The 11,649-nt window shown below is 68.0% G+C and carries 11 protein-coding genes; 2 read left to right on the forward strand and 9 right to left on the reverse strand.

The genetic code is table 11. The features are described 5' to 3' along the window. Positions 1 to 36 precede the first annotated feature (36 nt). The 8 genes from ABE483_RS03585 to glnA form a co-directional block, all read right to left on the reverse strand. The gene (locus ABE483_RS03585; RefSeq protein WP_346481125.1) at positions 37 to 603 is read right to left on the reverse strand and encodes a superoxide dismutase family protein; all 567 of its coding nucleotides are present in this window, start codon (positions 601 to 603) and stop codon (positions 37 to 39) included. 93 nt (positions 604 to 696) lie between these two features. Continuing rightward, on the reverse strand, positions 697 to 2,148 hold the full coding sequence (gene ntrC / locus ABE483_RS03590) for a nitrogen regulation protein NR(I) (protein WP_346465363.1): 1,452 nt from the start codon (positions 2,146 to 2,148) through the stop codon (positions 697 to 699). Continuing rightward, positions 2,141 to 3,199, reverse strand: coding sequence for an ATP-binding protein (locus ABE483_RS03595; RefSeq protein ID WP_346481126.1), 1,059 nt, complete (start codon positions 3,197 to 3,199; stop codon positions 2,141 to 2,143). The genes ntrC and ABE483_RS03595 overlap by 8 nt, the downstream gene beginning before the upstream one ends. Positions 3,200 to 3,290: 91 nt before the next feature. Next, positions 3,291 to 4,466, reverse strand: a complete 1,176-nt coding sequence (locus ABE483_RS03600) for an MltA domain-containing protein (protein ID WP_346481127.1) — start codon at positions 4,464 to 4,466, stop codon at positions 3,291 to 3,293. Next, on the reverse strand, positions 4,463 to 5,212 hold the full coding sequence (locus tag ABE483_RS03605; RefSeq protein WP_313211220.1) for an N-acetylmuramoyl-L-alanine amidase: 750 nt from the start codon (positions 5,210 to 5,212) through the stop codon (positions 4,463 to 4,465). Before ABE483_RS03605 ends, ABE483_RS03600 begins: the two co-directional genes overlap by 4 nt. A 140-nt stretch (positions 5,213 to 5,352) precedes the next feature. Beyond that, positions 5,353 to 6,786 carry an ammonium transporter gene (gene amt / locus ABE483_RS03610; RefSeq protein ID WP_346481128.1) on the reverse strand — a complete coding sequence of 478 codons (1,434 nt, stop codon included), beginning with the start codon at positions 6,784 to 6,786 and terminating at the stop codon, positions 5,353 to 5,355. A gap of 18 nt (positions 6,787 to 6,804) precedes the next feature. Continuing rightward, positions 6,805 to 7,143, reverse strand: a complete 339-nt coding sequence (locus ABE483_RS03615; protein ID WP_019184907.1) for a P-II family nitrogen regulator — start codon at positions 7,141 to 7,143, stop codon at positions 6,805 to 6,807. Positions 7,144 to 7,489: 346 nt separating this feature from the next. Continuing rightward, entirely contained in the window at positions 7,490 to 8,899 is a 1,410-nt protein-coding gene (glnA, locus tag ABE483_RS03620) for a type I glutamate--ammonia ligase (protein ID WP_121044004.1), read from the reverse strand. Positions 8,900 to 9,176: 277 nt separating this feature from the next. On the opposite strand from glnA, the gene ABE483_RS03625 reads away from it, so the two are divergent. Both ABE483_RS03625 and ABE483_RS03630 read left to right on the forward strand, forming a co-directional pair. Then, positions 9,177 to 9,971, forward strand: a complete 795-nt coding sequence (locus tag ABE483_RS03625) for an undecaprenyl-diphosphate phosphatase (RefSeq protein ID WP_313211218.1) — start codon at positions 9,177 to 9,179, stop codon at positions 9,969 to 9,971. Between the two features lie 71 nt (positions 9,972 to 10,042). Continuing rightward, positions 10,043 to 10,867: an META and DUF4377 domain-containing protein gene (locus tag ABE483_RS03630; protein ID WP_346481129.1), complete on the forward strand. Its 825-nt coding sequence runs from the start codon at positions 10,043 to 10,045 to the stop codon at positions 10,865 to 10,867. A gap of 164 nt (positions 10,868 to 11,031) precedes the next feature. Here the strand turns inward: ABE483_RS03630 and ABE483_RS03635 are convergent, their stop codons facing one another. After that, on the reverse strand, positions 11,032 to 11,643 hold the full coding sequence (locus tag ABE483_RS03635; protein ID WP_313211216.1) for a YbhB/YbcL family Raf kinase inhibitor-like protein: 612 nt from the start codon (positions 11,641 to 11,643) through the stop codon (positions 11,032 to 11,034). Positions 11,644 to 11,649 lie beyond the last annotated feature (6 nt).

An 11,649-nucleotide genomic window follows, 5' to 3' on the forward strand; every position in this document is an offset into this window, starting at 1 on the left:
TAGCGTTGGAAGAAACGACGTCGTGGGAGGGCGCGATCAGCGCACGACCCGGATGACGCCGCAGGCAATGCGGGCGCCGGCGTTGCCGGCCGGCTGGCTGCGGTAATCGTCGGCGTTGGCGTGCACGATCAGTTCCCCCCCCGCGCTATCGGTGGCTGCGCCGCCGCCAAGCGTAACCGCTGGCAGGCGGATGTCGACGTTGACGCGACCCTGCGCATCGGCGCGCAGGTTGTCCATGTCACCGGCGTGATGCGCACCGGCACTGTTGCGGCCGTGCGGCTGACCGGCGGGATTGAAATGCGCGCCAGCGCTGCTCGCATCGACCGCACCGCAGTCGCCGCGCTCATGCACGTGGAACCCGGCCACCTGCAGCGGCTGCAGGCCACCGATGACCCCGGTGATGTGCACGCCACGGGCATCCGGCACCAGCGCCAGGCGACCACTGACCAGACTGGCCGAGGCCGGCGACAGGTTGGCCTCGGCCATCTGCGCGGTGCTGACCACCGGTACGACGGGGGCGACGGGGCGCGGCGGCGGTGTGCTGCCGCAGGCGGCCAGACCGACCGTGATCGCCGCAGCGAGGACGACATGGGAACTGCGCATGGGAATACTCCTTGGTTGCAAACTAACCGTGTGCTCGTCCACAGGCCATGAAAGCGGCCCGGACATGGCGCACACGCGGTGTGGACATGCGGTTCATCCGCCGCGACGGCGGCCGGCGCCGAGCTTGCGGGTCAGGGTGTTGCGGCCCATGCCCAGCCGCGCGGCGGCCTCGGCACGGCGGCCGTGGGTGATCTGCAGCGCCGCTTCGAGCAGGGCCTGGTCGACCCGATCGCGCACCTGCGCGTGCAGGCCTTCGGCCCCTTCGGCCAGACGCTGGCGCGCCCATGCCGAGAGCAGCGTTTCCCACTGCCCCGGATCGCCGGCACTGCGCGAGCGTGGCGCACCCGCACCGCGATGCAGCGCGCTGTCCACGTCGGCCACGCCGATGCTGTCGGCCGCGGCAAGCGCCGCCATGCGCCAGCAAACGTTCTCCAGCTCACGCACGTTGCCGGGCCAATCGTGTTCGCGCAGCGCCTGCAGCGCCGCCGCGGTCAGCCGCTTGGGTGGCGTATCCAGTTTGCGCGCGGCCGCGGCCAGGAAGGTCTCGGCCAGTTGCGCGACATCGTCGCGACGCTCACGCAGCGGTGGCAATCGCAACCGCACCACATCCAGCCGGTGCAGCAGATCGGCGCGGAAGCGCCCCTGCGCGACCAGCGTTTCCAGATCCTGATGGGTCGCGGCGATCACACGCACATCGACCCGGATCAACTCGCGCCCGCCGACGCGGAAGAACTCGCCCTCGGCCAGCACGCGCAGCAGCCGTGTCTGCAGCGGCAACGGCATGTCGCCGATTTCATCCAGGAACAACGTGCCGCCATTGGCCTGCTCGAAGCGGCCGATGTGGCGACGCTGCGCACCGGTGAACGCACCGGCCTCGTGGCCGAACAACTCGCTTTCCAGCAGTTCGGACGGAATCGCCGCGGTATTGAGGGCGACGAACGGCCCCTGCACCCGCGGCGACTCGTGGTGCAGCGCATGCGCGACCAGCTCCTTGCCGGTGCCGGTTTCGCCGTTGATCAAGACCGACAACGGCGCCTGCGCGAGGCGCCCGATCGCGCGGAACAACGCGCGCATCGCCGGCGTATCGCCGACCAGCTGCGGACGCTGATCGGGCGGTGTCGTGCTGGCGGTCTCGCTCGGCTCGGCCAAGGTGACATCCGGGGCCGGCAGGACGCGCTGCGCCAGGGCGACCGCATCGTCCAGATCGAATGGCTTGGACAGGAACTCCTGTGCACCGCCGCGGAAGGCACCTGCGGTGCTCGCCACATCGGTATAGGCCGACATCACGATCACCGGCAGCTGCGGATGCGCTGCCTTGAGCTTGTCGAGCAACACCAGCCCATCATCGCCGGGCATGCGGACATCGGTGAACAGCAGATCCGGCGGCGCCTGCTCGGCAAGCATCGCCAGCGCGGCAGCCGCACCGTCGAACCCTTCGACACGGTAGCCGGCCTCGCGCAGCGCGGTGCACAGCACGAACCGCACCGCGCGGTCATCGTCGACCACCCAGACGCGCTGGGCGGTGGTGTCGACCTGGTCAGCCATGGGCGGCAGTGTCCTCGGCGGGGGTGCCCTGCCCGATCGGCAGCAGCACGGTGAAAACGGTATGGCCCGGGCGCGAGCGGTAGGTCAGGGTGCCGCGATGCTCGCGCGCGACCTGCTGCGCCAACGCCAGGCCCAGCCCGGTGCCTTCGGCGCGGCCGCTGACCAGCGGCAGGAACAGATGCTCGGCCAGGTCTTCGGGCACGCCACGGCCGTCATCCGCGATTTCCAGCCGCAGCGCCAGCGGATGCAGTTGATCGGTGATGCGCACGCCGTGCTCCACGCGCGTGCGCAGGGTGACGGTGCCCGCACCGGCCTGGATCGCATTGCGGACCAGGTTCCACACGGCCTGGGTGAGCCGGTCCGCATCGCCATCAAACTCGGGAATGCTGGGGTCGTAATCGCGCTGGATCCGGACCGCCCAGCCGCCTTCGCTCTCGGCCAGGCGCAGGACGCGTTCCAGCGAGGCATGAATGTTGAGCGGTGCATGCGGCGCGGCCGGCGCGGGTGACAGCAGTTGCTCGAGCAGGCCGTTCAGGCGCTCGATCTCCGAGCCGATCAGCTCGATCAGTTCACGCTCGTCCGGATCGCGCTGCGCGTTGCGCCGCGCCAGCAGCTGGGCCGCGCCCTTCAAGCCGGCCAGCGGATTGCGCAGCTCGTGCGCCAGGCCCTTGAGCGCGGCACTGAGTGCGCTGGGCAGCGCCTGGGTGGGGTCCAACCCCGGGAACTCATCGACCGGATGCGCCTCCAGCAGCCAGCCGCCCTCGTCCCAGCGGCTCAGCCACCCCTCGGCAAAGCGCGGCGCATCGCCCGGCAGCGCCAGGGCCAGCCGGTGCAGGCGCAGGGTGTCGCGCTCATCGCGGGCCAGAAAGTGGGCCAGGGCGTCGCCCTGTGCCTCCAGCGAGGCCAGCGGCTGGCCCAGCAGGCGCCGCACGCTCACGCCCAGCCAGCGGGCGAAGGCGGGATTGCAGCCCACCAGGCGGCCACTGGCATCGGCCCAGGCGACCGGGGTGCCGAGGGCGTCGAGGGCGGGAGGCGGGAGCGTGGTGGTCATTGCACCAATGTAGTGCAAAACGGCAGGCGTGTTGATCTTGCGCTGCGCGCAGCCGACAGCTGACAAACGCTCGGGGAGAGCGTACCCGCCGTCAGTTGGCGGGGTCCGGCGCCTTCGGCAACGCCACACCCTTCGGCCACAGCATCCAGATCGTGCCCTTCTGCTTCATGTGCCCGGCCAGCTCGCCCGCAGCATCGCCGGTGCCCCAGAACAGGTCCGCGCGCACTTCGCCGGTGATGGCACCGCCGGTATCCTGCGCGGCGACCGGGCGCACCAGCGCGGTACCGTCCGGACGCGTGGTGGACAACCACAGCAGGCTGCCCAGTGGCACGACGTTGCGATCCACCGCGACGCTGTAGCCGGCAGTCAGCGGCACGTTCAACGAGCCGCGCGGGCCGTCATCGCTGTCCGGGCCACGGGTGAAGAACACATAGCTGGGGTTGCTGGCCAGCAGCTCGGGCACGCGCGCGGGATGGGCATCGGCCCAGGCGCGGATGGCGGCCATGCTCACGTCGGCCTGCTTCAGCTCACCCTGCTCCACCAGCCAGCGGCCGATCGGGCGGTAGGGATGGCCGTTCTGGTCGGCGTAGGCGATACGCAGCTGACGGCCGTCGGCCAGCTGGACGCGACCGGAGCCCTGGATCTGCAGGAACTGCAGGTCCATCGGGTGGGTCAGCCAAGCCAGTACCGGCGCTTTGACGCCGTTCGTGGCGATCCGCGCGGCATCGTCATACGGTTTGAGCACGCGCCCTTCCACCCGGCCGCGCAGGCGCTTGCCCTTGAGTTCGGGGTAGAGGCTGTCGAGCTGGACGCTGACCATGTCGCCCGGCACGCCGTACACCGGCACCGATGCCTTGGCGGTACGCGTGAGGCTGCCCGCGTAGATGGGCTCGTAGTAGCCGGTGATCAGGCCGTCAGCCCGGTTGTTGGCGGCGCGCAGCGCATAGACGTCGAGATTCGCCTGCAGGAACTGGCGGATGGCGGCCGGCGTGGTGGCAACCTTGGCCGCCGCTACGCAGGTAGGTGCCCAGTTGGCCTCCGTCTTCAGGCGCGGGCAGGCACTGCGCCAGGCCGCGAAGCCGGCTTGCAGATCGGCGTCCGCGACGGCGGGCAATGCGCTCCAGTTTGCCTTCGCATAGGTGCTGGTTGGCGCTGGCGCTGGTGATGCCGGGCGCTGCGGCGCGACCGCGCACGCGCTCAACAGCGCCAACCCGACGCCCATCAGCGCGGCGTGCTTGAGTGTGGACAGGACGGGCGTGAACTTCATGGGCGGCGTTCCTGTTGCAGCAGCAGCGAGTGCAGGATGCGGGCGTCTTCGGCATCGAGATCCGCGGGGAGATCATCGCGGCCGCGGAAGCGGCGATGGAAGGCGCCGACGGCAGCAGCGCGGTCGTCCATCGGGTAACCGAACGTCTGCAGGGCCATCCAGGGATCGAAGCCGACCGGTGCCGGGCCATCGGCTGCGCGCGGCCACACGCCGAAACCGGCTTCGGCCAGTTGCTGCCACGGGAAGAAGCGGCTGGGATCCTGCTTGCGCGACGGGGCCAGATCGGCATGCGCGATGATCTGGCTGCGCGGGATGCGCAGGCGCGTGCACAGGTCATCCAGCAAGCGGATCAAGGCCGCGATCTGTGCCGGTGCGAACGGTGTGTCGCCGTCGTTGTCGATCTCGATGCCGATCGAGGCCGAGTTGAGATCGGTGATGGTGCCCCAGCGCCCGGGACCAGCATGCCAGGCGCGGCGGTCATCGCCCACCAGCTGGTAAATGTGGCCATCGGCGCCGACCAGGTAGTGCGAGCTGACCTTGCCGCCGCTGTTGGCACTACGCAGCGTATCCAGGCTCTGCTGCACGGAGTGCTGATCGGTGTGGTGCAGCACGATCACGACCGGCGCGCGCGCGTTGTGGTTCGGCGACGGCACCCAGGTGGCGAGCGGGCTGCGGACGGTGGTACTGGCGCAGGCGGCGAGCAGCAGAAGGGCGAGCAGTGCGAGGGAAGTACGGGTCACGTGCATGCCTGCATTGTGCGTGATTGCACGATCAGCTGCCAAAGCGCGGTAATGCCCGGCAGGCGCCCACAAAAAAGCCGGCGACCCGAAGGCCGCCGGCGAAGGTAAAGCATCTCTCTCTCGTTTCTAATGCGGTATCGCGCAGCTCAGGCCTCGTAGGCCGACTCGCCGTGCGAGGTGACGTCCAGGCCGGTGCGCTCTGCTTCTTCGGTGACGCGCAGGCCGAACACCATGCGTACCACCAGCAGGATCAGCACGGTGGCCACGGCACACCAGACGATGGTGAAGCCGACGCTGACCAGCTGCACCCAGACCTGGTGGCCGATGTCCAGATCGGCCTTGGTGCCGCCCAGCGATTGCGCGCTGAACACACCGGTGAGCAGTGCACCGACGATGCCGCCGATGCCGTGCACGCCGAACACGTCGGCGGTGTCATCGACCTTGAGCAGGCGCTTGAGACCGGTGACGCCCCAGACGCAGACCACGCCGGCGACCAGGCCGATCACGATCGCGCCCAGCGGACCCACGGTGCCGCAGGCCGGGGTGATGCCGACCAGGCCGGCCACGGCGCCGGAGGCGGCGCCCAGCGCGGACGGCTTGCCCTTGCTGACCGCTTCGACCAGGGTCCAGCCCAGCACGGCAGCAGCCGTGGCGAGGATGGTGTTGATGAAGGCCAGCGAGGCGACGGTATCGGCCGCGGCGGCCGAGCCGGCGTTGAAGCCGAACCAGCCCACCCACAGCAGCATCGCCCCGATGTAGGTGAACGGCACGTTGTGCGGCTTCAGTGCCGTCTGGCCGTAGCCGATGCGCTTGCCGACGAAGTACGCGCCCACCAGGCCCGCCACGCCGGCATTGATGTGGACCACGGTGCCACCGGCGAAGTCGATCGCGCCCATCTCACCGAGATAGCCGCCGCCCCACACGATGTGCGCCATCGGGATGTAGCTCAGGGTGAACCACAGGGCCGAGAACAGCAGCACGGCCTTGAACTTGATGCGCTCGGCGAACGCACCGACGATCAGGGCGGTGGTGATGCCGGCGAAGGTCGACTGGAAGGCGACGAACAGGTAGTCCGGCAGGCCGGCGATCGGCGTGTTGCCGACGGTGTCCGGGCCGAAGCCGTTGAGGAAGGCGAACTGCGTGAACGAGCCGAAGAAGGCGTTGCCTTCACTGAACACCGCGCTGTAGCCATAGGCCACCCACAGCATCAGCACCAGCGAGAACACCACCAGGATCTGGCTGAGGATGGACAGCACGTTCTTGGAGCGGACCAGGCCGCCGTAGAACAGGGCCAGGCCCGGCACCACCATCAGCAGCACCAGCAAGGTGGAGGTCAGCATCCAGGCGACATCGCCGTGGTCGAAGGTGGCTGCAGCGGCGGCTTCGGCGACCGGGGCAGCCGTGGCCTCCGGCGCAGTCGGCAACGGCTCGACCGCGACCGTCTCCGACGGTGCCGGGGTGACCTGCGCCTGGGCGTGCGCGCTGCTGGAGAAAGCACCAACGGCCAATGCGCTGAGCAACATCATCAGGCACACGGCATGGAACCGGGCTTGCCACCCGGTGAACAAAGAGGTCTTCATTGTGGGCTCCGAGTGGGGTTAGAGCGCGTCAGCGCCGATTTCGCCGGTGCGGATGCGGACGACCTGTTCGACCGCGGTGACAAAGATCTTGCCGTCGCCGATCTTGCCGGTGCCGGCCGCGGTCTGGATGGCCTCGACGACGGCCTCCAGGCGATCGTCGGTCACGACGGTCTCGATCTTGATCTTCGGCAGGAAATCCACGACGTACTCCGCGCCGCGATACAACTCGGTGTGGCCCTTCTGGCGCCCGAAGCCTTTGACTTCGGTCACGGTGATGCCCGACACGCCAGCGTCGGAGAGGGCCTCGCGGACCTCGTCGAGCTTGAACGGCCGGATGATGGCGGAGATCAATTTCATGCGCATATCCCGATGGTGGATGGAACCGGCCCACGTGGGACCGATGTCAGGTCAACCGGCGGCCACTTGCACATGGCCGCCGGTCGTTGCGCCGAACGTTGCATGGGCCACGCCGTTGCCGACGCCCGAAGGGCGACGCCAGCGGTGACGCGGGAGGGAGGAAGGGCCCATGACACGCGTCCGGTCTCTCTTGCCCCTGGTGGTGAAGCGGACCAACGGTCCGCTCTACCCTTTCATAGCGGACCAACGGTCCGCTGTACGACGTACCTTGCCGGCTCCCCAGCCGGAAAGGCGGCGACGATGACGAAGGGTGGGAGGGATATCCTTCGTCATCGTCACCTGTTGCTCAGTTCGCGTAGTACATCTGGTACTCGAGCGGATGGGTCGCCGCGCGGAACTTGGTGACTTCCTGCATCTTCAGTGCGATGTAGCCGTCGATGAAGTCGTCGCTCATCACGCCACCGGCCTTGAGGAACTCGCGGTCCTTGTCCAGCGCTTCCAGGGCCTGGTCCAGCGAGGAGCAGACCTGCGGGATCAGCTTCTCTTCTTCCGGCGGCAGGTCGTACAGATCCTTGTCGCTCGGTGCGCCCGGGTCGATCTGGTTCTTGATGCCGTCCAGGCCGGCCATCATCAGCACGGTGAAGGTCAGGTAGCCGGACTGGATCGGATCGGGGAAGCGCATTTCGATGCGGCGCGCCTTCGGGTTGGACACCCACGGAATGCGGCACGAGGCGGAGCGGTTGCGGGCCGAATAGGCCAGCATCACCGGGGCTTCGAAGCCGGGCACCAGGCGCTTGTAGCTGTTGGTGCCGGAGTTGGCGAAGGCGTTGATCGCCTTGGCGTGCTTGAAGATGCCGCCGATGTACCACAGCGCCAGCTGGCTCAGGCCGCCGTAGCCGTCACCGGAGAACAGGTTGGTGCCGCCCTTGGAGAGCGACTGGTGCACGTGCATGCCGCTGCCGTTGTCGCCGACCAGCGGCTTGGGCATGAAGGTGGCGGTCTTGCCGTTGCGGTGGGCGACGTTCTTGATGACGTGCTTCATGCGCAGCAGTTCGTCGGCCTTCTGCACCAGGGTGCTGAACTTGGTGCCGATTTCGCACTGGCCGGCGGTGGCCACTTCGTGATGCTGCACTTCCACTTCGATGCCGACCTGTTCCAGCGTCTTGCACATTTCCGCACGCAGGTCGTGCAGCGAATCGGTCGGCGGGACCGGGAAGTAGCCGCCCTTCACGGCGGGACGGTAGCCGCTGTTGGCGCCGTCGTACTTGTCACCGGTGCTCCAGGCCGCTTCTTCGGAATCGATCTTGAAGAAGGTGTGGCCCATGTCGTTGGCGAAGCGGACCGAGTCGAAGATGAAGAACTCCGGCTCCGGACCGAAGAAGGCCTGCTCGGCGATGCCGGAGGACTTCAGGTAGGCCTCGGCGCGCTTGGCGATGCCGCGCGGGCAGCGGCCGTACGGCTGCATGGTGGCCGGATCGAGGATGTCGCAGCTGATGACCAGGGTCGGGTCGGCGTAGAACGGGTCGATGTAGGCACTGGACGGATCCGGCAGCAGAACCATGTCCGATTCGTTGATGCCCTTCCAGCCGGCGATCGAGCTGCCATCGAACATCTTGCCTTCTTCAAACAGCGACGGCTCCACGATGCTGACCGGGAAGGTGACGTGCTGCTCGATACCACGCATATCGACGAAACGCAGGTCGATGAACTCGATCTGGTTGTCCTTGATCAGCTTCTCAACATTTTCCACGGACATCGGTGAAACCTCAGATGGGTGATTGCGTAGGTAGATACAGCAAACCCCGTGCCAACTTTTCAGCGTTCACAAATCCTTGATTTCACTGGCCTGGCGCGCCGCGCGTCGCGTGGGCGGACGCACCAAAGCAGTGCAAACGCTGCACCACGCACACCTTTGGTGCGATGCGCGATGCTCTATGCTTTACGCCCACGGGCCGTCGACAGGCGACGTTGGCCACAGCGTCCCGCTGTCGCCGCTGCCCGATTCCTCCCTTCCGCGAGCTCCAGTACCGCCGATGTCCGACCTGTTCTCCGCCCTCCTTCTGGGCATTCTTGAAGGCCTCACCGAATTCCTGCCGATCTCCAGCACCGGCCACCTGCTGATCGCCCAGCACTGGCTGGGGGCACGCTCGGATTTCTTCAACATCATCATCCAGGCCGGCGCGATCCTGGCGATCACGCTGGTGTTCCGGCAGCGGCTGTGGTCCCTGGCGACCGGCCTGCATGAGCGCGCCAACCGGGATTACGTGCTCAAGCTCGGGACCGCCTTCCTGGTCACCGCCGTGGTTGGCCTGCCGGTCCGCCTGGCCGGCTGGGAGCTGCCCGAGACGGTCACGCCGGTGGCCTGGGCGCTGATCATCGGTGGCCTGTGGATGATCCTGGTGGAGGCCTACACCGCGCGCCTGCCCGAGCGCGATGAGGTGACCTGGAAGGTCGCCATCCTGGTCGGTGTGGCGCAGGTGGTGGCGGGTGTGTTCCCGGGCACCTCGCGTTCGGCGGCGGCGATCTTCATCGCGATGCTGTTCGGCCTGAGTCGCCGCGCGAAAGCCACCGAGTTCGTGTTCCTGGTCGGCATCCCGACCATGTTCGCCGCCAGCGGCTATGCCTTCCTGGAACTGGCCAAGGACGGCAAGCTTGCCAGCGAGAACTGGACCGATGTGGGCGTGGCCTTCCTTGCCGCGGTCGTCACCGGCTTCATCGTAGTGAAGTGGTTGCTGGGCTACATCAAGTCGCACAAGTTCACGGCGTTCGCGGTTTACCGTATCGCACTGGGCGCGGCATTGCTGCTCTGGTTGCCGGCTGGCAACTGAACGGCCCGGCGCCGACGTCACCCCGTTGTGGCTGCGCCGGCGTTTTTCCCCAGGTTCCCAAGGAGATGTACATGAAACGCACCCTGATGCTGATCCTGCCGCTGGCCCTCATGGCCGCCTGCAGCAACCCCTCCACCGCCCCGGCCGGCCGCGATGACCTCGCCCCGGCACCGACCGCCGCCGCCGACCAGGCCGCCGTGGCCCGTCTGGACGTGCAGCGCCTGCAGGGCAGCCATTGGCGCCTGGATTCGGCCACCGACGCCGGCGGCAAGCGCATCGATGCGCTGTTCGCCCGCGCCGACAAGCCGGTCACGCTGGACTTCAAGGATGACCGCATCGCGATCAGCAACACCTGCAACCGCATGGGCGGCGGCTACACGCTGGCCGATGGTTCGCTGACCATCTCGCCGATGGCCTCGACCATGATGGCCTGCACGGACAAGCACCTGATGGCGCTGGACCAGGCCGTCGGCAGCCGCCTGGAAGGCGCGCTCAAGACCGAACTGGGCGATGCCGGCCAGCTGACCCTGCGTACCGCCAACGGGGATGTGCTCGTGTTCACCCCGGAACCGACCGCTGAAACCCGCTACGGCGGCGAAGGCGAAACGGTGTTCCTGGAAGTGGCCGCGCAGACCAAGCCGTGCCCACACCCGATGATCCGCGACAAGCAGTGCCTGCAGACCCGCGAGATCCGCTATGACGCCAACGGCATCAAGCAGGGCGGGCCGGGCGAGTGGCAGAACTTCTACGACGTCATCGAGGGCTACACTCACGAAGACGGCGTGCGCAACGTGGTGCGCGTGAAGCGCTACACGATCGCCAACCCGCCGGCCGATGCCTCGTCCAACGCCTATGTGCTGGACATGGTGGTCGAGTCCGCGAACGAGACAAAGTAAGACGCAGAAGGGCGGCCACCGGCCGCCCTTCTTCATCCCGTAGTGCCGGCCGCTGGCCGGCTCCCGACTGTAGTGCCGGCCGCTGGCCGGCTCCCGACAGCGCAGTACCGACCAACGGTCGGTACCTACCGGGGCGCGCCGACCTGCGGTCGGCACGTATCACCTCACGCCAGCGCCGGATTCAACGTGTAGGTGCCATGCAGCGAGGCTTCGGCCAGCACGTGCCCGTGCATGGCATGCAGCACATCCGCGGCGGTGAACGGCGTGGGCAGCACCAGCTGGGCCACGTCCAGCGCGAACACACGGAAGAAATAGCGGTGCACGCGCTCATCGTTGAACGGCGGGTACGGGCCGTCGTAGCCCAGGTACTGGCCGGCCATGTCCGGATTGCCGGCGAACCAGCCGGTGAAATCGTTCAGGCCCTGGCGGCAGCCTGCCGGGCCCGCCGGCTGCGTCTTGCCGCCCACGGTGAAGCCATCGCTGCAGCTGCCCGCGGCCAGCGCGCGCACGTCGGCCGGGATATCGGCCATCGCCCAGTGCGCGAAGTGCGCACGCGGCTGATCGCGCGGCACCGTGCAATCCTGGCGGCCGACCGTGTCCGGCACGGTCGGCACATCCGGGTCGATGCACAGCAGCGCGAACGACCGGGTGCCGGCCGGCACATCGTGCCAGGCCAGCTGCGGGTTGCGGTTGGGCGCGAAGCCCTCGGCATCGCCGGCCGCGAAGGTGGCGGCGATCGGTTGGCCGTTGGTGATGCTGTCACTGCTCAGATGCATACCGGT

Source organism: Stenotrophomonas sp. TWI602 (genome assembly GCF_039674045.1).
GTDB lineage: Bacteria > Pseudomonadota > Gammaproteobacteria > Xanthomonadales > Xanthomonadaceae > Stenotrophomonas.

Bases quoted from the DNA above. Each gene is read 5' to 3' on its own strand.
- ABE483_RS03635 (WP_313211216.1), bottom strand. From the start codon at position 11,643: ATGCATCTGAGCAGTGACAGCATCACCAACGGCCAACCGATCGCCGCC.
- ABE483_RS03630 (WP_346481129.1), top strand. From the start codon at position 10,043: ATGAAACGCACCCTGATGCTGATCCTGCCGCTGGCCCTCATGGCCGCC.
- ABE483_RS03605 (WP_313211220.1), bottom strand. From the start codon at position 5,212: ATGCACGTGACCCGTACTTCCCTCGCACTGCTCGCCCTTCTGCTGCTC.
- ABE483_RS03585 (WP_346481125.1), bottom strand. From the start codon at position 603: ATGCGCAGTTCCCATGTCGTCCTCGCTGCGGCGATCACGGTCGGTCTG.
- ABE483_RS03600 (WP_346481127.1), bottom strand. From the start codon at position 4,466: ATGAAGTTCACGCCCGTCCTGTCCACACTCAAGCACGCCGCGCTGATG.
- ntrC (WP_346465363.1), bottom strand. From the start codon at position 2,148: ATGGCTGACCAGGTCGACACCACCGCCCAGCGCGTCTGGGTGGTCGAC.
- ABE483_RS03615 (WP_019184907.1), bottom strand. From the start codon at position 7,143: ATGAAATTGATCTCCGCCATCATCCGGCCGTTCAAGCTCGACGAGGTC.
- ABE483_RS03625 (WP_313211218.1), top strand. From the start codon at position 9,177: ATGTCCGACCTGTTCTCCGCCCTCCTTCTGGGCATTCTTGAAGGCCTC.
- ABE483_RS03595 (WP_346481126.1), bottom strand. From the start codon at position 3,199: ATGACCACCACGCTCCCGCCTCCCGCCCTCGACGCCCTCGGCACCCCG.
- amt (WP_346481128.1), bottom strand. From the start codon at position 6,786: ATGAAGACCTCTTTGTTCACCGGGTGGCAAGCCCGGTTCCATGCCGTG.
- glnA (WP_121044004.1), bottom strand. From the start codon at position 8,899: ATGTCCGTGGAAAATGTTGAGAAGCTGATCAAGGACAACCAGATCGAG.